The organism is Streptomyces sp. Je 1-369, from assembly GCF_026810505.1.
Classification (GTDB): Bacteria; Actinomycetota; Actinomycetes; order Streptomycetales; family Streptomycetaceae; genus Streptomyces.
Map to the genome: position 1 here is coordinate 2,328,101 of NZ_CP101750.1, position 21,797 is coordinate 2,349,897.

Genomic DNA, 21,797 nt, shown 5'->3' on the forward strand with positions numbered 1-21,797 from the left:
CCGTTCACCCCGACCCGTGTCAGCCCAGCTCGTCCCCCACCCCCTGCGTCAGCCCAGCTAGCCCTCCCCCGCCTCAGCCCACCTCGTCCCCCCTGGCCGTCCCGCTCTCCCGTACGCATAGTGCTCGTGCGAGGTCGTCGAGTTGATCGATGAGTTTGCGGCGTAGGGCCGGGGTGGGGTCGGTGGCGTCCAGGCAGCGTTTGCCGAGGTGGAGGGTCTCGGGGTCGACCAGGGGGGCGGGGAAGGCGTGGCGTCCGGCGGCTTCGGCCATGGCGGTCCCGCGGCGTGCGGCGAGGGCGACGGCGTCTTCGTAGTAGCGGGGGACGTATTCGCGTACGAGGTCGGCTTGTTCGGGTTGCCAGAAGCCCTGTGCGGTGGCGGTGAAGAGGTAGTTGGAGAGGTCGTCGGAGCCGAACATGGCGTCCCAGGCGGCTCGTTTGGCGGCGGCGTCGGGGAGTGCGGCGCGGCAGCGGGCGGCGCCTTCCTGGCCGGTGGCGCTGGGGTCGCGGTCGAGTTCGGCGGTGATGGCGGTCTCGTCGGTGGCGTCGAGGACGGCGAGGCGGGTGAGGGTGCGCCAGCGGAGTTCGGGGTCGAGTTCGGGTCCGCCGGGGACGGTGCCTTCGGTGAGCCAGGCCTGGAGGGGTGCGGGTTGGGTGGCGACGTCGATGAAGCCGCGGACTGCGGTGAGGCGCAGGCCGGGGTTGGTGCCGTCCTCGGTGCGGCGGATCAGGTCGCGGCAGAGGTCGCCGAGTACGGCGAGGGCGGCGGGCCGTTCGTCGGGGGTGGCGGTGCGGTCGGCGATGTAGGTGGTGGCGAAGGTGAGGACGCCTTGGACGATGGCGAGGTCGGTTTCCTCGGGGAGGTGGGTGCGGGCGGCTTCGAGGTAGGTGGTGCCTTCGAGTTCGCCGTCGCGGACCATGTCGCGGAGGCTGTTCCAGAGGACGGCGCGGGTGAGGGCGTCGGGGACGCCGGAGAGGTCGCGCAGGGCGGTTTCCTCGGAGGCGTCGTCGAGGCGGATCTTGGCGTAGGTGAGGTCCTGGTCGTTGGGGACGATCAGGGCGGGGCGGCCGCCGTCGCGGGGGGTGTCGGTGCCGGTGGCGGGGATGTCCGTTTCGAAGCGTTCGCGCAGGACGAGGCCGGGGCCGCCGGAGAGGTCGCGGTCGTAGACGCCGACGGCGATGCGGTGGGGTCGTCCGTCTTCGTGGCCGGGGCCGCCGTCGCGGTCGACGGTGAGGGTCCAGGTGCGGCCGGAGTGGGTGACTTTGGGGGTGAGGGTGTCGACGCCGGTGGTGCGCAGCCACGCTTCGGCCCAGGCGTGGACGTCGCGGTCGGTGGCGTGGGCGAGGGAGTCGATGAAGTCGGCGAGGGTGGCGTTGCCGAATTTGTGGCGGGCGAAGTGGGTGTTGATGCCGGTGAGGAAGTCCTTTTCGCCGAGCCAGGCGACGAGCTGGCGGAGGGCGCTTGCTCCCTTGGCGTAGGAGATGCCGTCGAAGTTGAGCATCGCGGACGCGGTGTCGGGGACGGCGTCGGGGTCGGGGGCTACGGGGTGGGTGGAGGGGCGTTGGTCGGCGTCGTAGCCCCAGGTTTTGCGGGCGATGCCGAAGTCGGTCCAGGGTCCGGTGAAGCGGGTGGCTTCGGCGGTGGTCTGGAAGCCCATGTATTCGGCGAAGGACTCGTTGAGCCAGATGTCGTCCCACCAGCGGAGGGTGACGAGGTCGCCGAACCACATGTGGGCCATTTCGTGGGCGATGACCATGGCGCGGGTCTGGCGTTCGGTGTCGGTGACGGCGGAGCGGTAGATGAATTCGTCGCGGAAGGTGACGAGTCCGGGGTTCTCCATGGCGCCGGCGTTGAATTCGGGGACGAATGCCTGGTCGTAGGAGTCGAAGGGGTAGGGCTCCTCGAACTTCTCGTGGTAGCGGTCGTAGCAGGCGCGGGTGATGTCGAGGATTTCTTCGGCGTCGGCGTCCAGGTGGGGGGCGAGGGAGCGCCGGCAGTGGATGCCGAAGGGCAGGCCGCGGTGTTCGGTGCGGACGGAGTGCCAGGGGCCTGCGGCGACGGCGACGAGATAGGTGGAGATGAGGGGGGTGGGTGCGGCCCGCCATTTTCCTTCGCCGAGGTGTTCGGTGATGCCGTTGGCGAGGACGGTCCATGTGTCGGGGGCGGTGACGGTGAGCTCGAAGACGGCCTTCAGGTCGGGCTGGTCGAAGGCGGCGAAGACGCGCTGTACGTCTTCCATGAAGAGCTGGGTGTAGAGGTACGTCTCACCGTCGGTGGGGTCGGTGAAGCGGTGCATGCCTTCGCCGGTGCGGGAGTACCGCATCGTGGCGTCGACGCGGAGTTCGTGTTCGCCGGGGGTGAGGTCGTCGAGGATGAGCCGGTTGTCGGTGAGTGCGGTGGGGTCCAGCGGGTGCCCGTCGAGGGTGACGGAGCGCAGCTCGGCGGGCTTGAGTTCGACGAAGGTGGCGCCTTGGGTGCGGGCGCTGAAGCGGATGACGGTGTGGGAGTCGAAGGTGTCGCGGGCAGGGTCGGCCGCCCGGGTCAGATCGAGCTCGACCGTGTACCGGTGGACGTCGATGAGCTGGGCTCGGGTCTGCGCTTCGTCGCGCGTCAGTACGGGCATGGGGCCATGCTGCCCGATGGGGTGGGCGCGGGTGTAGGGCCGTCCTCCGGGAGCGGACCGCCTGCCCGCCGGGGGGTGGCGGGGAGGCGGTCCGGCACAGGCCCTAGGGGGCGACGCAGCCGGGCAGTTTGGCCCGTGCGGACTCGGCGACCTTCTGGCCGTTGACGTACATCTCGCTGTAGATGCCGCGGACGTGGACGAAGCCGTTGTAGCACTCCCCTGCCGCGTCCAGGGAGCCCACGGAGAAGAACTGCTTGTTGTGGCCGAACTGCTTGTCCGGGTTCCAGGAGATGTCGGACCAGATGCGGATCTCGACGGTGGCGTTGCCGCAGCCGCCGCCGCGGCGTTCGACGGTGGCCTTGGCCCTGCCGGGTCCGTCGCTGACGGGGATGTGCGCGGTGTTGGTGCACGGCAGCGAGCGGGGTGCCTTGGAGGGGCGGTGGGTGTCGGTCGGCGCGGAGTGCGCGGGTGCGGCGACGAGGGCGGGCAGGACGAGGAGCGCCGCTGCGGCGAGGCCGCGCAGCGAGGTTTTGGTCATGCAGTGGTGATAGCGGTCCCTGCGGGGCGCTGAACAGCGGAGCGGCTGCCGGTCACTCGCGCGGGCGGATTAGTCGTACGGGAGAAACGACACGGCAGGCAGCTGCGGGTGGGGGCGGCTTTGCCGCTGGTCAGGGGCTCGTCTGGGGCTGTTCGGCGATCTGCTCGTGGTGCCTGATCACCTCGGCGATGATGAAGTTGAGGAGTTTCTCCGCGAAGGCCGGGTCGAGTTTGGCGTTCTCGGCGAGTTCGCGGAGGCGGGCGATCTGGCGGGACTCGCGGCTCGGGTCGGCGGGCGGCAGGTGGTGCTGGGCCTTGAGGTGGCCGACCTGCTGGGTGCACTTGAAGCGCTCGGCGAGCATGTGGACGACGGCGGCGTCGATGTTGTCGATGCTGTCGCGCAGGCGGGACAGCTCGGCGCGCACGGCCTCGTCCGCGGCGGGTGCGGGGGGCGTGGTCCGTGCGGAGCCCGCGGCGGGTGCGGGGGTCGTGCCGTTCACGTTGTCGTCACTGGTGTGGCTGGTGGTCATGGTCCCCGAGCCTACGTGGCCGGTCCGGGGCCGCTACCGGCGGAAGAGCGCAAAATGGGTGGGTGCTCGGGGTCGGGTATCTGGTGGGACCAGCCGCCGGGTACGGCCCTTCCTTGCTGGTCGCGGAAGCGTACGGGGGCCATGCCGACCCGGCGGGTGAAAAGGCGTGAAAAGTATGCGGGGTCGTCGTAGCCGACGCGGCGGGCGATGGCGGCGACGGGGAGTTCGGTGGCGGCGAGGAGTTCCTTGGCGCGGCCCAGGCGGATGCCGAGGAGGTAGTCCTTGGGGCTGCATCCTGCGCCGCGTCGCACGGCGGTGCGGAGTTCGGCGGGGGTCATGCCGTGTCGGGCGGCGTGTTCGGCGACGGACAGGGGTTGGAAGGCGTCGCGGGCGAGGGCCTGGAGGACGGGGTCGCCGTCGGGGGCGATGTCGGCGCGGGCGCGGCGCAGGGCGACGAGGAGTTCGTGGACGGCGGCGCCGGTCTCGACTTCGAGGAGGGGGTTGCCGCGGCGGGCGGCGCGGGCGATGCGGGCGACGACGGCGCGGGCGCCTGCCGCGTCGGAGAGGGGTACGACGGGGCGGGTGGGTTCGATGTAGCCGAGTTCGGTGTAGGTGGCGGTGGCGGGTCCGGTGAAGTCGACGAAGCACTCGTCCCAGCCGGTGTCGGGGTCGGGCCCGTAGTGGTGGCGTGCGCCGGGGGTGAGCCAGATGAGGGCGGGTGCGGTGATGGTGGTGCGGCGTCCGTCGGGGCCGCGGAACCAGCCGCCGCCGGAGCTGATGACGACGGCGACGTGGTGGTCGAGGGTGCGGGGGCCGACGGTCGGCAGGAGGCCGTGTTGGAGGCCGACGCCGAGGCAGGCGAGGCCGAGTTTGTGGTGGGCGGGGCTGGGGGTGAAATACCGCATCCACGTGTGGTACATCCGCGTGCGTCCCTTTCATCCGGGCGCTGGCCCGCTCCTTGCGTCCAACCGGGCTCGATCTTTGTCCATGGACCCTGTGCCCCGCCAGAGGTGATCGTGGGCGGGACGTGAGCGAGAGGACGCGATGAACGGGTTCAGGGTCGGCGAGGATGATTTCGAGGTGGACGGACGGCCGGTGCGGCTGCTGTCCGGCGCCATGCATTACTTCCGGGTGCATGAGGCGCAGTGGGGTCACCGCCTTGCGATGCTGCGGGCGATGGGCCTGAACTGTGTGGAGACGTACGTCCCGTGGAATCTGCATGAGCCGCGCCCGGGGACGTACCGCGATGTCGAGGCGCTGGGCCGGTTCCTGGACGCGGCGCGGGAGGCGGGCCTGTGGGCGATCGTGCGGCCGGGGCCCTATATCTGTGCGGAGTGGGAGAACGGTGGGCTTCCGCACTGGTTGACGGGTGCGGTGGGGGTGCGGGCGCGGACGCGTGACGAGGAGTACTTGGGGCATGTGAGCCGCTGGTTCCGGCGGCTTCTGCCGCAGGTCGTGGGGCGGCAGTGGCACCGGGGCGGTCCGGTGATCATGGTGCAGGTCGAGAACGAGTACGGGAGTTACGGCTCGGACGGGGTGTATCTGCGGCGGCTCGCGGATCTGCTGCTCGCGGAGGGTGTCGAGGTGCCGTTGTGCACGTCGGACGGGCCCGAGGACCACATGCTGACGGGGGGTTCGGTTCCGGGGGTGCTGGCGACGGTGAACTTCGGGTCGGGTGCCCGTGCGGGGTTCGGGACGCTGCGCAGGCACCGGCCGAAGGGGCCGTTGATGTGCATGGAGTTCTGGTGCGGCTGGTTCGACCACTGGGGTGCGGAGCATGTCGTGCGGGACGCGGAGGACGCCGCGGGGGCGCTGCGGGAGATCTTGGAGTGCGGTGCGTCGGTGAATCTGTACATGGCGCACGGCGGGACGAACTTCGCGGGGTGGGCGGGTGCCAACCGGGGTGGTGGTTCGCTGCACGACGGGGAGTTGCAGCCGGACGTCACGTCGTACGACTACGACGCGCCCGTCGATGAGTTCGGCCGGGTGACGCCGAAGTTCTGGGCGTTCAGGAAGGTCCTCGCGGAGTACGCGTCCGCTCCTCTGCCCGACCCGCCCCCGCGGCTGCCGTCGCTGGGCGAGCCCGCGGCGGCGGCCCTGACCGACTGGGCGCCGCTGGACGCGGTCCTGGACGCGCTCGGCTCCCCGGAAGCGGAGTACGCCGTTCCGCCCACGTTCGAGGAGCTGGACGTGGACCGCGGTCTGGTGCGGTACGCGGTGACGGTGCCGGGTCCGCGTGAGCCGTATCCGCTGAGTGTGCGGGGGCTGCGGGACCGGGCGGTGGTGTACGTCGACGGGGAGCGGGCCGGTGTCCTGACGGAGGGCACGCCGACGCTGCTCGACCCTGTTGCGGGGCACGCGCGCGTGGAGCTGTGGGTGGAGTCCCTGGGGAGGGTCAATTACGGGCCGCGGACGGGTGAGGTCAAGGGGATCACCGGGGGCATCCTGCATGAGCGGCAGTATCTGCACGGGGTGCGGACGCGGGCGCTGCGCCTGGACGCGTTCGACGTGGCGTCGGCGGTGCGGGCGATCCCCGCGGCGGGCGAGGGTGCGGGGCGGCCCGGGCTGTACCGGGGGACGGTCGACGTGTCCTCCCCCGGTGACGCGTCCCTGGGTCTGCCGGGGTGGACCCGTGGCTTCGTGTGGGTGAACGGCTTCAACCTGGGCCGCTACTGGTCGGCGGGTCCGCAGACGACGCTGTACGTGCCGGGTCCGGTGCTGCGGGCCGGGGCGAACGAGGTGTGGGTCCTGGAGCTGGAGGGGGGCGGGGAGGCGGTCCGGCTGGACTGAGGCTCCCGCTGCGACCGGGCCCGCCCCCTCCAGGAGTGAGGGGGCGGGCCCGTTCAGCGCGTCAGTTCAGTTCAGTTCAGATCAGATCAGGTCAGGTCAGGTCAGGTCAGGAGAGGAGAGGACCTCAGACCTCCCTCACCTCGAACGCGTCCAGTACGAACTCCGCCTTGCCGTCGTCGCCGGTCTTGCGCAGGCCCACCCAGGCCTCGCCCGTGGCGGGGGCGGTGAACTCGTAGGTGAGCGTGGTGGGTCCGGTGGCGACCGGCACGTCCTTGCGGTCGAGTTCGCGGGGTGCCGGTTCGTCGACGGCGGTGATCCAGGCGTACTGGGCCGCCTTCTCGTTCTCGTACCGGAAGGAGACGCGGTACCGCTTGCCGGGCTCGAAGCGGACGGTGTGCGGGACCGTGCGGTACACGAGTCCGGTGTTCTCGCCGCGTGACTTCAGCGAGTTCGCGCCGTCGATGACGTCGTCGATCGCTTTGCCGTTCCAGCCGCGCTGCGTGTATGGGGCATGGCGCTGCGCGATGTGGGTGCGCGGGTCGGTGACGTCACCCGCGTCGCCCTTCACGAAGGGGCCCCAGCCCTGGGGGACGTGTTCGAAGTCCTCGTGGACGAGGGTGGCGCGCGGCAGCCTGGCGGGACGCGGGGTCGCGACGACGCGTACGTTGTCGTAGCGCACGCGCGCGTCGCCCGCTCCGGTGCGCAGTGTCAGTTCGGCCGTGCCGCCTCCTTCGGGGACGGTGAAGTACGTGAACATGCGCTGGAAGCGGGTGCCGTGCTTGCGGTCGGCGGCGACGTAGTTCCCGGCGGTGGACGTCTCCGTGGAGTTGGTGGCGGTGATGCCGTCGGCGGTGCGCACCTCCAGGGTGGCCGTGCGCCGCTCCCCCGGTTTCGCGCCGACCTCGACCTGCACGGATGCGACGTAGGTGCCGGCTTTGAGGCGGGCGAGCCGCTGTCCTACGGAGGCCGCGCCGCCCGCGCCGATGATCAGTTCGTGGTCGCCGAGGTCGCTGAGCTCGACGGAGGCGGGGCCGCTGACCTTCCACTTCTTGAGGGACCCGGAGTGGAAGCTCGGGTCGTGCAGTGGGGTGCCCTGGCCCCACTGCGGGTCGGGCAGGGCGGCGGTGCGCTCGCGGTAGAGGACGTAGGGCTGCTTCGGCTCGGCCTTGAGGGTGACTTTGCCGCCCGCTACGGAGACGTACGACTCGAAGACGCGCCCTTGGTCGGTGAGCCGGTGGAGAGCGATGCGGGAGCGGCGGGCCCAGCCGCGGGGCAGCTGCCAGGTGCTGGTCCCTCCGGAGGGGTTGTAGTGGTAGAGCTTCGCGGGGTCGTGTGCCTTGCGGGGTTCCCAGGGGAGGAGATAGCGGCCGTCTTCGTAGACGACGTTTCCGTCCGTGGTGATGCGGCGTTTGCCGGTGGCGTCGGAGACCGTGGTGTCTGCCGCGGACCGCTTGTCTCCGTAGAAGGTGATTTCGTGCTCGTCCCACGTCTTGATGGGGTACGCCTGGAGGTACTTGGCGGGCAGTGAGTGGGTCCAGATCAGGTCGTAGAAGGCGTGCCAGTCGGTTTTGCCGACCCAGCCCTCGAAGTTGCCCATGCGGGCGACGCCGAGGAGGGTGGGCCACTTGTCGGCGAAGACGTCCTTCTGGTGGTTGCGGACGAAGCGGATGAGGCGGGAGTTGATGCCGCGGGAGGTGTCGCCGCCGTAGTCGGTCTCGGTGGCCCAGTGCGACCAGATCGCGGAGCGTTCGAAGCCGTGGCCCCACTCCGAGGTGATGGTCCAGCCCTGTTCGCGGAAGGCGCGCTGGAGGCGGTCGGAGGTCCATCCTGACTCGCGGAACACGTCGATGTAGAGGGCGTTCAGGCCGGGGTGGGTCTGGGCGCGCAGGTCGGCGAAGCGTTTGATGATGTCTCCGGAGACCAGGTCGCGGCGCTGGTCGATGCGGTAGCTCTGGTCGAGCCAGTCCCACTGTTCGTTCTTCTTGTCGACGAGCTTGTCGGAGAACGCCTTCGCGACGGGGTACGACTCTGTGGCGTTGACGTGCACGCTGAAGTCGCTGTTCCACTTCTTGCCCTCGCGGACCAGGGTGTTGAGGTCGTCGAGGCCGCCCGCGCGCGTGTTGTAGTTGTCCGCGTAGTCGGGGTGGGCGGAGTCGTGGCCCTCGGACTGGTAGCCCTTGAGGAGTGTGTACTGGCGCAGGCCGTCGGTCGCCAGGTGGATCCGCTTGACGTTGTCGAGGGTGGCGAGGAACGGGTTGGTGGCCTGCGAGGCGAAGTTGAAGGGGATGTGCGGGACGACCCGCAGGTGCTGCTCGTCGGCGCCGAGCGGGGTGACCATGATGTCGCGGAAGGCGGTCGCGGCGTCCTGCCAGTCGACCTTGCCGTCGCCGTTGCGGTCGCCGGTGATGACGACGGTGGCGTACGGGAGGGGTTCGGTGGCGTCGACGGGGGCGGTCGCGGCGCGGTGCGTCCACTGTCCGGGGCTCAACCGGGCCTCTACGTAGTCGGCGTTTACGGTGGGGCGTACCGTCTCGCGCCACAGGCGGCCGTTCTCCCAGGTGGTGCCCGCCTCCAAGGTGGGCTTGTCGTAGACGGTGTTCGTCTCGACTGCGCCGCCGAGCCGGTCGTGTGCGACGACGGCGTACGCGCATCCGGTCGGCGCCTGCGCGGGCGTGTCCTTCGCAGGTCGTACGAGGGTGTCGCCGCTCTTGGCCTTGTCGAGCTGCACCTTGGCGGCGAGGAGGGCGGCGCCGGGCTGGTCGCTGCGCACGGAGAGCAGGGTCAGTCCGGGGATGCGCAGGGTTCCGACGCGCAGCGCGGCCGTGTCCGCGATCTTCGTGACACGCCAGTGGACCTGCCTGCCCTCGACCGTGATCTCGACGTCGATGCGGGTGCCGCCGTCGAAGGCCAGGACGTACGCGGCGCGCGAGCGGCCCGTCGTGACGGTGACCTTCGGGGTGTGCTCGGCGTCGTCGATGAGGACGGTGGCGGGGGCGTCCGCGCGGCCGTGCAGCAGGGCGCCGCTCGCGCGGTCCGTGTACGAGACGACGCTCGGGAAGGCGGTGGCGACGCGTACGTCCAGGTCTTTCGAGCGCAGGACCACCTCGTCGGCGTGGGGCCCGGCGGGGGCGCCCCGGCCCTTGGTCGCGCCCTGGGCGAACGCGCTGCCGCCCGCGCCGAGCGCGGCCCCCACCCCGGCGATCGCGCCGGTGGCGACCACGACTCGACGGCTCGGCCCTGACCTGTCTGACGGCGGCATGCGGCACCCCTCCACGGGACGGAATTCGTGCCGCTCACCATGCGTCGGGTGGGGCGGACGCGCCCATGGACAAAGGAGGGACAGGTCTTGGACTAACCGTCGGGACCTCACGGCGTGGCATGAGGTCCCGACGACGTGCGGCCTCAGAGCTGTGCGGCCGCCGTGGCTATGGCGCTCGCGAAGGTCGACACCTCGGTGTAGACGCCGGGGTACTGCGGCCGCGCGCAGCCGTTGCCCCAGCTGACGATGCCGACCTGGATGTACGCGCCGGTGTCGTCCTTGCGGAACATGGGGCCGCCCGAGTCGCCCTGGCAGGTGTCCACGCCGCCCTGGGCGAGCCTGCCCGCGCAGATCTCCTCGCCGGGCGTCAGCTCGTTGCCGTAGGCGGCCTGACAGTCGGCGTCACTGACGAACGGGACGGTCGCCTTCATGAGGTAGCGCTGCTGGGCGCCGCCTTCCCTGGTGGCGCCCCAGCCCGCGACGGTGAAGTCGCCCTTGTTGTACGTGGTGTTCTTGGCGATCTTCAGCGTGGGCAGGTCGATCGGCTTCGCCAGCTTGATGAGCGCCCAGTCCTTGCCCTTGCCGTTGTAGCCGGGGGCCTGGAGGACCTTGGTGGACTTCACCTTGATCGCGGAGCTGCTCTGCAGGTCCACGGTGCCGGCGGTCGCGGTGATGCTGGTGTTGTTGCCGGAGCCGTCCACACAGTGGGCGGCGGTCAGCACGATGTTCTTCGCGTACAGCGCGCCGCCGCAGCCCATCGAGAGACGGACCATGAACGGGAACTCGCCCTGCTGGGCGCGGGTGCCGCCGACGACGCTCTCACTCGGCTGCGGGCCCGGGTGCGGGGCCGCCTGGGCGGCCACGGGCTGAAGGCTGACGGTGGCGAGCGCGATCGCTCCGAGGGTGGCGGCTCTCTTGACTCCACGCATCTTGGTCTTCAACTGACTCTCCTTGGTGGGGGGTTCGCGGGGCGGGGCACGCGTGACGAACCCTGCCGTCCCGGTCGCGCCGTCGCCGGAATGCGCGTGGGTGACATGTGCCCGCCAAAGCGTTGTTGCGGATTATGGAGATCGGTGTCCGCTCAGGACAAGGGGCCTTTTCCGGCCAGACCTGTCGAGCGGGGCGGCCCGCGACGCGCACGAGGCCCGTACAACAAGGCGCGACGCCCGTAGAGTGGTGGGCGAGTCGCAGTGTCCCGGTGGAGTCCTCAGGGGGGTGCGGATGTGACGGTCACCGGCGGTCCCGTCGTGCACGGCTACCCCCATCTGGAGACCGTGCGCGCAGCCGTCACGGCGCTCTACAAACGCCTCTCCTACGACACCGTGCACTCCTTCGGGACCAGCGTGGCCCCCGCGGACGTGGCCTTCGGCGACCAGGACGACCTGCACCTCGGCGCGCAGCGGGTGGCCCGCGAGATGGTGCGGCACCTGCATTTGCCCGACGCCCGGATGATCGTCGGCTTCCGCGAGATGCGGCACGCCGCGTCCGTCGAACTCGCCGCGGGGCCCGAGTACTTCATCGAGCTGAACGACCGCTTCCGCACGCATCGCAGGGACATCGGCGCGGCCCTCGCCCACGAGATCATGCACGTGTATCTGCACCGGCTCGACCTGTCGTTCCCCGGCACGCGGGACAACGAGATCCTGACCGACACGGCCACCACGTACCTGGGCGCGGGCTGGCTGCTGCTCGACGCCTACCGCGAGGACGGCGCCTCCTCGCAGAAGTTCGGCTATCTGACCCCGGAGGAGTTCGGGTACGTCCTGGCCAAGCGGGCGTTGGCGTTCGGCGAGGCACCGGAGACGTGGTTCACCAGCGCGCAGGCCTACACGGCGTACACGAAGGGCCTCGCCCAGGCCCGCCGCGACGAGCAGCAGCCGCCGCTGACGGCGGCGGGGTGGGCGGGACGTCGGCGGTACGCGAAGGACCGGCGGTACGCGCGAGAGCACGGGTCGGCGGTGCGGGGCGGGGCGGCTGGGGCGAACGGGGGCGGCGGGGCGTCCGGGGCTGGCGGCGCTGGTGGGCCCGGCGGGGCGTACAGCTTCTCCGGTGACGGTCTCGGTGCGCTGCGCGTGACGTTTTCCTGCCCCACCTGCCACCAGCGGATCCGGGTTCCCGTGCGGGGGCGGATGCGAGTGCGGTGCACGCTGTGCCGGACGGTGCTGGAGTGCGACACGTAGCCACTCGTAGCCACTCGTAGCGGCACGTAGCGGCACGTAGCGGCACGTAGCGGCACGTAGCGGCACGTAGCCACACATAGCGGTGCGCTACGAGAGGCTGTGCGGCCCCGTTAGTCCTGCGCCCAGTGCCCGGGGCGGCGGAGCGCGCCGGGAAGCTTCGTGCGGTCGTCGCCCTTGGCCGCGTTGACCTGCGACTGGGTGAGGAAGAGCGCGCCGGTCAGGTCGGCGCCGCGCAGGTCCGCGTCGCGGAAGTCCGCGCCGATGAGGTCGGCCGTCCGCAGGTCGGCGTCGCGCAGGTCGGCGCCGATGAGGTAGGCGCCGCGCAGGTCGACGCCCTTGAGATCGGCGCCCTTGAGCCGCGCACCGATGAGATCGGCGCCCCTGCGGTCCTTCTTCTTGGCACCCTTGCCGCCCTTGCCTCCGCGACCGCCCTGGCCGCGGTGCTCGGCGCGGACGAGTTCGCTGGTGCGCAGCAGGAGCGTGTTGACGACCTGGCGGTGGGCCGCGACGTCCGTCCCGGCGACGGCGTCAGGGGTGCCCTGCGCGAGGCGCTCCGTCTCGGCGAGGACGCGCTCCAGGTCGGCGGCGATCGTCCGGGTCTGCGGGTACGTGAGCGCCTCGGTCAGGTACCAGAGCAGTTCGTGGATCTGCCGCATGAGCGGGAAGACCTCGAACATCTGCCGTGCGGTGGCCGGATCCCGACGCCAGTCGCGCCCTTCGAAGGTGCCCTGGGAGACGCGCTGCCCCGCGCCGAAGCAGTCGTACACGGTGCAGCCCCGGTACCCCTTGTCCCGCAGGTCGCGGTGGATGCCGCACCGGAAGTCCGCCGCCAGGTTGCCGCAGGGCTTCCCCGCGTCCTTGTGCACGGGGAAGTCCGAGGACTTGGAGAAGGTGAGGGCCACGCAGCACAGCCCGGAACAGCTGCCGCAGTCGGCGCGCAGCGCGGCGCGGTCGTCGTCGAGCAGGGGCAGGGCGACGGGTTCGCGCTCCGGTGTCATCGGGCGGGCTCCTTGTTACGCCCGCAGCCTCAGTGAGGGGCTGCGGGCGGCTCTCTCGTACCGGTACTGCTGGAAAGTGGGGTCACGCCGCGGAGCGGCGGCCTCCCTGCGCCCCGCCACCGGCGCGGCCGCGGCGGGCACGACCGCCGCCACCGCTGCCGCCGGTCCCGGCGGAACCGCTCCTGGCCTGGCCACCCTGACCCTGGGCGCTCTGCCCCTGGCCCTGGCGGGGAACCCTGCGCTGCCCCTGACTCTGGCCCTGGCCCTGACCTGCGGCTGCGCCACCGGCGCCGCGGGGACGCCGGCGCCGCTGCGCGCCACCCCGAGCGGCGGGCTGCTGCTGCGGCTGCGGCACCTCGATGACGACCGGCACGCCGGAGGGCTCGCGCGCCCCGGTGATCCGCACCAGCTCCTCGTCGGAGGAGGAGACGCGGGCCGTGTTCGGCCGGATCTCGGCGTCGGTCATGAGCCGCGTCATCTCGCGCTTCTCGTCGGGGAGGACGAGGGTGACGACGCTGCCGGACTCGCCCGCCCGCGCGGTGCGGCCGCCGCGGTGGAGGTAGTCCTTGTGGTCGGTGGGCGGGTCGACGTTCACGACGAGGTCGAGGTCGTCGACGTGGATGCCGCGCGCCGCGACGTTCGTCGCGATCAACGCGGTGACCTGGCCGGTCTTGAACTGGTCGAGCGTACGGTTGCGCTGCGGCTGCGAGCGTCCGCCGTGCAGTCCGGAGGCGCGGACGCCGTTGGCGAGGAGTCGCTTGGTGAAGCGGTCCACGGCGCGCTTGGTGTCCAGGAACATGATCACGCGGCCTTCGCGGGCGGCGATGCGCATGGCGACGGCCTTCTTGTCCGTCTCGTCGGCGACGTAGAGCACGTGGTGCTCCATCGTCGTCACCGCGCCCGCGGACGGGTCCACGGAGTGCACGACGGGATCGGTCAGGAACATCCGCACGAGCCGGTCGATGTTCTTGTCGAGCGTCGCCGAGAAGAGCATCGTCTGGCCGCCCTGCTCGACCTGCTTGAGCAGCGCCGTGACCTGCGGCATGAAGCCCATGTCGGCCATTTGGTCGGCCTCGTCGAGGACGGTGACGCGGACCCGCGACAGGTCGCAGTCGCCGCGCTCGATGAGGTCCTTCAGGCGGCCGGGGGTGGCGACGATGATCTCCGCGCCGCGGCGGAGCGTGCCCGCCTGCCGGGTGATGGAGAGACCGCCGACGACGGTGGCGAGGCGGAGGTTGACCGACGTCGCGTACGGGGTGAGCGCGTCCGTCACCTGCTGGGCCAGCTCGCGCGTGGGGACCAGGACCATGGCGAGCGGCGACTTCGGCTCGGCGCGGTGGCCCGCGGTGCGGGCCAGGAGGGCCAGGCCGAAGGCGAGGGTCTTGCCGGAACCGGTCCGTCCGCGCCCGAGGATGTCGCGGCCCGCGAGGGAGTTGGGGAGCGTGGCGGCCTGGATCGGGAAGGGGTCGGTGACTCCCTGGGCCGCCAGCGTCTTCAGGAGGGCCTCGGGCATGTCCAGATCGCCGAAGGCCTCGACGGCGGGCAGGGCGGGCGTGATGCTCTCGGGCAGGGCGAATTCGCCGCCCTGCACCGGCTTCGGCCTGCGGTTGCCGGACTTCTTCGCGCCGTGCGCGGAGCCCTTGGCCTGGCCGGACGGCCGTCCCCTGCCGGCCGCGCTGCCGCCTGCGTTTCCGCCGGAGGTGGCGGGGCGCTTGCGGGCGGGGCGTGCCGGGCGTTCGGAGCGGTTCATGCAGTAGTGCCTTCCTGGTCGCTGGACTTCCGGACCTCTGAGCCGGTGCGGCTCTGGGCCCGGTAGGGCCCGATGACAGCGCAAGCCGAGGCCCGCACCTTCCGGTGCGGGCCTCGGCTGTGAGGTTCGCGCGCTGCGACGATCAGGCAGGAACGATGTTCTCGGCCTGCAGGCCCTTCTGGCCCTGCGTCACCTCGAAGGAGACCTTCTGGCCCTCGAGGAGCTCACGGAAGCCGGAGGACGCGATGTTCGAGTAGTGGGCGAAGACGTCGGGGCCGCCGCCGTCCTGCTCGATGAAGCCGAAGCCCTTTTCCGAGTTGAACCACTTAACGGTGCCGGTTGCCATGTCAATCTCCTCAACAGGGGCAGTGAATGGAGGCACACCGAATTGCGTGACTCCAGCGCTGCATTGACCCCCATACCGGAGAGAACCGGAAAAACAAACATGCGCCCTCGGAGCATTCCCGTCAGGCGCACATAAAGTTCATGGGTACCAAAACTGCAACACATAACCCTAACATGCTCACGGTCCTGTCCGCACGGCACCTCCTCGCGCATGCCCCTTCCCCCCTCAAGATCACATCGCTACCTTCGGCCGAACAATCGCTTGGTAGGCCGTTGGGAAGGCGGACCGATGCGTATCTCCCGAGCCCGAGCCCGTACCCGTACCCGTACCCGCGCCCGTACCGCGACCGGGCTGGCGGTCTGCGCGCTCGCCCTGGGCACACTGCCCGCCTGGGCGGCCCCCTCGGAAGCCGCGGCGCCCACGGCGCCCAGCCACACGGTCGCCGCCCCCGAGACGGCCGCCCGCCACGTCCCGCTCCAGGGCGCGGTCAACGTACGAGACGTCGGTGGCTACCGGACCTACGACGGGGAGCGCGTCCGCGAAGGGCGGGTCTTCCGTGCCGACGGGCTCAGCAAGCTCACCGACGCCGATCTCGGCACGGTCGCCGGGCTCGGGCTGAAGAAGGTCATCGACTTCCGGGTGCCCGCCGAGGTCCGGTACGACGGGGTGGACCGGCTGCCCGCCGGGCTCTCCCCCACCTCGCGTCCGATCACCGACAACGGCCTGTTCACCCAGCTCCTCACCGCCATCGGCTCCAGGGACCCGGTCAAGCAGGAGGAAATGCTCGGCAACGGGAAGGCGGCCGCGTTCATGCGCGACGTCTACCGCACCTTCGTCACCGACGCCGCCAACCGGGCGCAGTTCGCGGCCACCCTGCGCGACATCGCCGCCAGCCGCTCGCCGCTGCTCTACCACTGCACCTCCGGCAAGGACCGCACCGGCTGGACGACGTATCTGCTGCTGCGCCTCGTCGGCGTCCCCGAGCGGACCGCGGCCGGCGACTACCTGGCCTCCAACACCTACCGGGCCGCGTACGACGCGAAGGTCCGCGAGGCGCTGAAGCAGGGCGGGCTGATGCAGAACCCGGACCTGATCATCCCGCTCCAGGAGGTCCGCCCCGACTACCTCGACACCGCCCTCACGGAGGCCACGCAGCGGTACGGCGGCTTCCAGGATTACCTGACGAAAGGGCTCGGCCTGGACGCCCGCACGATCCTGAAGCTGCGCGACCGCATGGTGGGCTAGCCGCCCGCCGGGGTGACGATCCCGGCCGCCCGCGCCGCCGCGAGCCACGCGGGGAACTCCCCTACCAGCCGGTCGTAGAGCTCGTCGTCCGGCACCGCGAGCGGGTCCTCCCCCGCGTGGAAGAAGCCCGCGTTGTCGACCGGGCGCTTGGCGGGAACGGCGAGTTCGTCGAGCTTGCGCAGGTAGTCGAACTGCTTGCTCGTGGGGTCGCCGAAGCCTATGAACTGCCAGAACAGCGGAAGCCTCGCCGCCTTGCACAGATAGCGCTCGGCGGCGAGCTTGTTGATGGGGCCTCCGTCGGTCTGGAAGACGACGAGGGCGGGCGCGGTGGGACCGTCGGCACAGCTGTCTACGTAGTGGTCGATTACGGCGTCCATCGCAAGGTGGTAGCTGGTCTTGCCCATGTGTCCGAGCCCGGCGGCTATCTCGTCGACCCGGCCGCGGTGGTTGTCCAGCGCGATGTCCGTCACCGCGTCGACGTCGGTCGAGAAGAAGACGGTGGGCACGACACCGTCGTCGTCCAGGTGCGCGGAGAGGCCGAGCACGCGGTCGGCGAGGGCCTGGACGCTGCCGTCCTTGTAGTAGGGCTTCATGGAACCGGAGTAGTCGACGACGAGGTAGACGGCCGCCCGCGCCCCGTCCAGGCCGTGTTTGCGCAGGGAGACCCCGGCGCTCTTGTACAGGCTGACCAGAGCCGGCGCCGAGTCCTCCACCTTGCGCAGACTGATCGCGGATCCCATGTCCCGCCCCGCCCTTCCACCTTGCACATATGACTGCTAGACACATGCCGATTCGGCACGTACGGACGTACGGAGGATGACATGAACCACGGCCTGGAAGGCAAGGTCGTCCTCGTCACCGGGGCGGGCCGCGGACAGGGCGCCGCGGAGGCACGGCTCTTCGCGGCGGCCGGGGCGCGGGTCGTGGTGACGGACGTACGGGAGGAGGAGGGGCGCGAGGTCGCCGAAGCCCTGGGCGGGCAGCGCGGGCGGGGGTTGTTCGTACGGCACGACGTCTCCGACGCGGGGAGCTGGGCGTCGGCCGTGGCGGCGGCGCTCGGTGCGTTCGGGCGGCTCGACGTCCTCGTGAACAATGCCGCGCTGTGGCGGACGGCGTCCGTGGAGGACGAGACGTACGAGAACTTCGAGGAGCTGGTACGGGTCAATCTCCTGGGGCCGTTCCTGGGCATCCAGGCGGTGCTGCCCGCGCTGAAGGAGGCGGGCGGCGGGTCGGTCGTGAACGTGTCGTCGACGGCGGGGCTCGTCGGCATCCCGGGGCACGCGGCGTACGGGTCGACGAAGTTCGGCCTGCGGGGGCTGACCCGCTCCGCGGCGCTCGACCTGGCGAAGTACCGGGTGCGGGTCAACTCCGTACATCCGGGGGCGGTCGACACCCCGATGATCTCCGCCGCCTCCGCCGGGCGGGACTGGTCGCATCTGCCGCTGGGCCGGATGGGCCGCCCGGAGGAGGTCGGTGAGCTGGTGCTGTTCCTGGCGTCGGACGCGTCGTCGTACGTCACGGGGGCGGAGTTCACCGTGGACGGCGGGTCGACGGCGGGGTGACCGCGCGCCGGTCCCGCCGGGTCTCAGTGGCGGCCGGTCAGCAGCACCGAGCGCAGCTTGAGGCGGTCGGTGGCGGGTTTGCCGTGCGGGCGCAGCGTCCAGGAGTCGCCGGTGCAGTCCGGCTCGGTGAAGACCGTCGCCCACTCGTCGGTGTTGTTGTGCGGGGCGAACGCGGGCTCGGTGGAGCCGGGGTCGGCGACCTCGGCCAGGGGGATGCAGCCGGGGCTCGGCGGGTTGTGGAAGGTGACCTTCCGCGGGTGTCCGTCGGGGCCGGCGAACTTGTAGGAGAAGTCGCCGGTGGCGGCGGTCGCGGAGGTCGGCAGGGTGATGACGAGGGCGAACGCGCCGAGGGCGGCGGCGAGGGTGTGGCGAAGGCGCATGGGGTCCGTTTCGGTACGGGCGCCGGACGCGGTGGGCGTCCGGTGGCTGGGGGTGTGCCGGGCCCGCCGCACGTGGCGGGCCCGGCACCGCCCTCCCCGCCTGCCGAGCCGTGCATGCACGGTGTCACCCGCGCGGGGCAGCCGAAACGATCCTTCGCCCGCCGGGTGGACTACCGTGCGCCGGGCCGCGACGGACGACGGTGACACGCGAAGAGGCGCCGGGCGGCGCGCTGCGGCCGCCCAGCGCCTCCTTGCGAACGGTCACCCCTTGACGGCCCCCGCCGCCAGGCCCGAGCCGAGCTTCCGGTGGACGATCACGAAGAAGATCATCACCGGCACGGTCACCAGCGTGGAGCTGGCCATGACCGGGCCCCAGGCCGTGGAGTTCTCGCCGAAGAACTGGTAGATGCCCACGGCGGCCGTGTACTTGTCGCTGCCCTTCATGAACGTGTACGCGAACACGAACTCGTTCCACGCCGTGATGAACGCGAAGATCGACGTGGCGACGAGCCCCGGCGCGACCAGCGGAAGCAGCACGGACCAGAACATCCGCGGCCAGGACGCCCCGTCGATGTACGCGGCCTCCTCGACCTCCTTGGGGACGGTGGCGACGAAGCCGCGCAGCGTCCAGATCGCGAAGGGGAGCGAGAGGGCGATGTAGACGATGCTGAGGCCCAGCAGGGAGTTGAGCATGTCGTAGTCCCGCATCTGGATGAAGAGCGGGATGACGAGGGCTTCGAGCGGCACCATCTGCACGATCAGGATCATGATCAGCACGGAGGTGCGGAAGCGGAACTTGAACCGCGCCACCGCGATGGCGGCGAAGAGCGAGAGCAGCGCGGCCGCGACGATCGTGGCGAGCCCGACGATCGCCGAGTTCAGCAGGTACGTGCCGAAGTTGCCCTTGTCGAAGACGAACTCGAAGTGCTCGAAGCTGATGCCGCTGGGCAGGACGTCCGAGCCGCGCAGCGACGCCTTGGGGTCCAGCGCGGTGGAGACCATCCAGTAGACGGGGAAGAGCGTGAAGAGGAGGAGCCCGACGACCGCGGCGGGCAGGCCGATGCGTGAGGCGAGCGTGGTGCGGCGGGTCGTCACAGGTCCTCGTCCCCCTGGCGGAACAGTGTGCGGATGTAGACGACGGTGATGGCCAGGAGCAGCACGGTCAGCAGGACCGCGGCCGCGGCGCCCGTGCCGTAGTCGTTCTTGGCGAAGGCCTGGATGTACGAGAAGACGCCCAGGTTGTAGACCTCTTCGTTGGAGCCGTCGCCGCCGGGTTGCAGGTACACCTGGGTGAAGACCTTGAAGTCCCAGATCGTGGAGAGGATGGTCACCACGAGGAAGACGGGCTTGATGGTCGGCACGGTGATGTTCCAGAACCGCTGCCAGGCGTTGGCGCCGTCCAGTTCCCCGGCTTCGTACAGCTCCTTGGGGATGGTCATGAGTCCCGCGAGGACGGTGATGGCGACGAACGGGAAGCCGTGGTGGACGACGTTGAGCGTGGCGATGGCGTAGAACGGGCCGCGTTCGGTGAACCAGTTGGTGGTCTCCGGGTCGATCAGGCCGACCGAGCCCGCGATCTGGCTGACCATGCCGTCCTGCGGCTGGAACAGCCAGATCCATACGTACGTTCCTGTCACCGCCGGCATGGCCCAGGCGGCGAGGATCGCGATGGAGCAGATCATCCGCCAGGTGGTGCCGAGGCGGTTGAGGAGCAATGCGACGAGGGTGCCGAGTGCGACGGTGATGCCGACGCAGGCGAAGGCGAAGAAGACGGTGTTGGGCAGGACCGTCTTCCACAGCAGGCTGCTGGAGAGCAGGTCGCTGTAGTGGTCGAAGCCGGTGAACGTGCTGACGCCGCCGCCGAACTTGACCTCGTAGTCCTCCATGGAGAGCTTGCCGACCTGGATCAGCGGCCACAGGAGCAGGCCGGCGAGGACGACGAGGGAGGGCGCGAGGAGGAGCCAGGGGCGGGTGAGTGTGATGAGTTTCTTGCGACGGCGGGCCGCTTCGGCGCCGCTGTCGGGGGGCCGGGGGCCGCGGGGGGCCGGGATCTTCGACCCCCCGCTGACGAGCGTGTCTTTCACGGTAAGTCCTTCACAGTGCCGAACTCGCCCTTTTCTACTCGTCCTTGGCGAAGATCGCGTCCATGTCCTTGGCCGCCTTGTCCGCCGCTTCCTGCACGGACGACTTGCCGGTGAGGATCGACTGGACCATGCCGGGGATGACCTTGGAGGCCTGGATCTCGCCGTACGACTTGGTCTTGGGGACGGTCGCGCCGGCTTCCAGCATCTGCTTGGCGAAGGGCTCGACGAGCGGGTCCTTCTTCGCCTCGATCTTCTTCAGTTCGGAGTTCTGGCCGGGGAAGTAGTTGGTCTCCTCGGCCCACTTGGCGGCGAACTCGCCGGTGGTCACGAGCTTCACGAACTCCCAGGCGAGGTCCTTCTTGTCCGTGTTGAACGTGGACAGGTAGGAGCCGCCGAGGAAGGACTTGCTCATGCCGCCGTTCCGGCCCGGGATCGGCACCGCGCCGAGCTTGCCCTTGAGGTCCGGGTTGGCGTCGATGATGGCCTTCGGGGTCCAGTTGCCGCCGATGGCCATGGCGATCTCGCCCTTGTTCCAGGCGTCGCCGACCTCCTTCTCGGTCCAGGTGTTGACCTTGGCCGGGGAGACCTTGTCCTTGGTGGCGAGGCCGGTGTAGAACTCGATGCCCTTGATGGCGTCGGGCGAGTTGATGCCGGACTTCCACTTGCCGCCGGACTCGGTGGCGAGTTCGCCGCCCGCGCCCCAGATGAAGGGGGCCGCGAACATCTCCGCGCCGCCCGCGACGGGGAAGGAGACGAGCTTGGGCTCCTTCTCCTTGAGCGTCCTGGCGGTCTCCTGGAGCTCCTTCCACGTGGTCGGGGGCTTCAGGTCGTGCTTCTCGAAGATGTCCTTGCGGTAGACGATCGAGCGGACGCCCGCGTACCAGGGCATGCCGTACTGCTTGCCGTCGAGCGTGCCCGCGTCCGCGAGGCCCTCGACGAGGTCGTCGTTCAGGCCCGACTTCTTCACTTCGTCCGTGACGTCGACGAGGGCGTCGGTCTCGGCGAACTGGGGCACCCAGGTGGTGCCGACCTCCGCGACGTCGGGTACCTGGTCCTCGCCGCCCTCGATGGCGGTCGTGAACTTCTTCTGGGCGCTGGCCCACTGCTGGTACTCGACCTTGATCTTGGCACCGGTCTTCTTGGTGAAGGCCTTCTCGGCCTCCTCGAAGAACGGGCGTGCGTCGGGGTTGGTCCCCTCCATGATCCACACGGTGAGGGTCTTGCCCTTGCCGTCGGTGGCCTTGTCGCCCGAGTCGCCGTCATCCCCACCGCACGCCGTGGCGGTCAGTCCGAGACTCATGGCGATACAACCAGCGGCGATGACGCGTCGATTCATGCCGGCCCCCTCCAGGTTCCGATTGGTGGGAGCGATTGTGGTCACACCAGACGGGGGCGGTCTAGACCCATTGGTATAAGCGGCCGAACCGTAATGAGGGTTGCGGGTGACGCAACATACGCTCATAGCATTGCGCCCCATGCAACGCACTGGTTGCACAAACGGCCGCAAACGCCA

The 21,797-nt window shown here is 70.3% G+C and carries 18 protein-coding genes; 4 read left to right on the plus strand and 14 right to left on the minus strand.

Features of this window, described 5'->3' with window-relative positions:
• Positions 1–73: 73 nt before the first annotated feature.
• The 4 genes from pepN to NOO62_RS10690 all read right to left on the minus strand — a co-directional run bounded on the left by pepN (position 74) and on the right by NOO62_RS10690 (position 4,610).
• Complete coding sequence (gene pepN / locus NOO62_RS10675; protein WP_268770642.1) at positions 74–2,623, minus strand: aminopeptidase N; 2,550 nt, start codon at positions 2,621–2,623, stop codon at positions 74–76.
• 103 nt (positions 2,624–2,726) lie between these two features.
• Complete coding sequence (locus NOO62_RS10680) at positions 2,727–3,161, minus strand: hypothetical protein (protein WP_268770643.1); 435 nt, start codon at positions 3,159–3,161, stop codon at positions 2,727–2,729.
• Positions 3,162–3,291: 130 nt separating this feature from the next.
• Positions 3,292–3,690 carry a chorismate mutase gene (locus tag NOO62_RS10685; RefSeq protein ID WP_268770644.1) on the minus strand — a complete coding sequence of 133 codons (399 nt, stop codon included), beginning with the start codon at positions 3,688–3,690 and terminating at the stop codon, positions 3,292–3,294.
• A gap of 11 nt (positions 3,691–3,701) precedes the next feature.
• Positions 3,702–4,610 carry a helix-turn-helix domain-containing protein gene (locus tag NOO62_RS10690; RefSeq protein ID WP_268770645.1) on the minus strand — a complete coding sequence of 303 codons (909 nt, stop codon included), beginning with the start codon at positions 4,608–4,610 and terminating at the stop codon, positions 3,702–3,704.
• 124 nt (positions 4,611–4,734) lie between these two features.
• On the opposite strand from NOO62_RS10690, the gene NOO62_RS10695 reads away from it, so the two are divergent.
• On the plus strand, positions 4,735–6,480 hold the full coding sequence (locus tag NOO62_RS10695) for a glycoside hydrolase family 35 protein (RefSeq protein ID WP_268770646.1): 1,746 nt from the start codon (positions 4,735–4,737) through the stop codon (positions 6,478–6,480).
• Positions 6,481–6,604: 124 nt separating this feature from the next.
• Here the strand turns inward: NOO62_RS10695 and NOO62_RS10700 are convergent, their stop codons facing one another.
• Together NOO62_RS10700 and NOO62_RS10705 are read right to left on the minus strand one after the other, a co-directional pair.
• A complete protein-coding gene (locus tag NOO62_RS10700) occupies positions 6,605–9,739 on the minus strand; it encodes an endo-alpha-N-acetylgalactosaminidase family protein (RefSeq protein WP_268770647.1) in 3,135 nt (1,044 codons plus the stop codon).
• 143 nt (positions 9,740–9,882) lie between these two features.
• Positions 9,883–10,668 (minus strand): S1 family peptidase, encoded by a 786-nt coding sequence (locus NOO62_RS10705; RefSeq protein ID WP_414930982.1) that lies wholly within the window; start codon positions 10,666–10,668, stop codon positions 9,883–9,885.
• Between the two features lie 294 nt (positions 10,669–10,962).
• On the opposite strand from NOO62_RS10705, the gene NOO62_RS10710 reads away from it, so the two are divergent.
• Positions 10,963–11,919 carry a hypothetical protein gene (locus tag NOO62_RS10710; protein ID WP_268770649.1) on the plus strand — a complete coding sequence of 319 codons (957 nt, stop codon included), beginning with the start codon at positions 10,963–10,965 and terminating at the stop codon, positions 11,917–11,919.
• A gap of 110 nt (positions 11,920–12,029) precedes the next feature.
• On the opposite strand, the gene NOO62_RS10715 is transcribed toward NOO62_RS10710, so the two are convergent.
• The 3 genes from NOO62_RS10715 to NOO62_RS10725 form a co-directional block, all read right to left on the minus strand.
• Positions 12,030–12,917, minus strand: a complete 888-nt coding sequence (locus NOO62_RS10715) for a pentapeptide repeat-containing protein (protein WP_268770650.1) — start codon at positions 12,915–12,917, stop codon at positions 12,030–12,032.
• Between the two features lie 82 nt (positions 12,918–12,999).
• Positions 13,000–14,667, minus strand: coding sequence for a DEAD/DEAH box helicase (locus NOO62_RS10720; protein ID WP_268770651.1), 1,668 nt, complete (start codon positions 14,665–14,667; stop codon positions 13,000–13,002).
• Between the two features lie 142 nt (positions 14,668–14,809).
• Complete coding sequence (locus NOO62_RS10725) at positions 14,810–15,013, minus strand: cold-shock protein (protein WP_030362889.1); 204 nt, start codon at positions 15,011–15,013, stop codon at positions 14,810–14,812.
• Positions 15,014–15,301: 288 nt separating this feature from the next.
• Between NOO62_RS10725 and NOO62_RS10730 the strand changes: the two genes are divergently transcribed.
• The gene (locus NOO62_RS10730; protein WP_268770652.1) at positions 15,302–16,258 is read left to right on the plus strand and encodes a tyrosine-protein phosphatase; all 957 of its coding nucleotides are present in this window, start codon (positions 15,302–15,304) and stop codon (positions 16,256–16,258) included.
• Here the strand turns inward: NOO62_RS10730 and NOO62_RS10735 are convergent.
• A complete protein-coding gene (locus NOO62_RS10735) occupies positions 16,255–16,998 on the minus strand; it encodes a VWA domain-containing protein (protein ID WP_268770653.1) in 744 nt (247 codons plus the stop codon). The two genes, NOO62_RS10730 and NOO62_RS10735, sit on opposite strands and share 4 nt — an antisense overlap.
• Positions 16,999–17,079: 81 nt before the next feature.
• Between NOO62_RS10735 and NOO62_RS10740 the strand changes: the two genes are divergently transcribed.
• The gene (locus NOO62_RS10740) at positions 17,080–17,820 is read left to right on the plus strand and encodes an SDR family NAD(P)-dependent oxidoreductase (RefSeq protein ID WP_268770654.1); all 741 of its coding nucleotides are present in this window, start codon (positions 17,080–17,082) and stop codon (positions 17,818–17,820) included.
• Positions 17,821–17,843: 23 nt separating this feature from the next.
• Here NOO62_RS10740 and NOO62_RS10745 read toward each other — a convergent pair whose 3' ends face one another.
• The 4 genes from NOO62_RS10745 to NOO62_RS10760 all read right to left on the minus strand — a co-directional run bounded on the left by NOO62_RS10745 (position 17,844) and on the right by NOO62_RS10760 (position 21,620).
• Positions 17,844–18,200 carry a hypothetical protein gene (locus NOO62_RS10745; RefSeq protein ID WP_268770655.1) on the minus strand — a complete coding sequence of 119 codons (357 nt, stop codon included), beginning with the start codon at positions 18,198–18,200 and terminating at the stop codon, positions 17,844–17,846.
• Between the two features lie 261 nt (positions 18,201–18,461).
• Positions 18,462–19,295 (minus strand): carbohydrate ABC transporter permease, encoded by an 834-nt coding sequence (locus NOO62_RS10750; protein WP_268770656.1) that lies wholly within the window; start codon positions 19,293–19,295, stop codon positions 18,462–18,464.
• Positions 19,292–20,251 carry a sugar ABC transporter permease gene (locus NOO62_RS10755; RefSeq protein WP_321170649.1) on the minus strand — a complete coding sequence of 320 codons (960 nt, stop codon included), beginning with the start codon at positions 20,249–20,251 and terminating at the stop codon, positions 19,292–19,294. The genes NOO62_RS10750 and NOO62_RS10755 overlap by 4 nt, the downstream gene beginning before the upstream one ends.
• Positions 20,252–20,318: 67 nt before the next feature.
• Positions 20,319–21,620: a sugar ABC transporter substrate-binding protein gene (locus tag NOO62_RS10760; protein WP_268770658.1), complete on the minus strand. Its 1,302-nt coding sequence runs from the start codon at positions 21,618–21,620 to the stop codon at positions 20,319–20,321.
• Positions 21,621–21,797 lie beyond the last annotated feature (177 nt).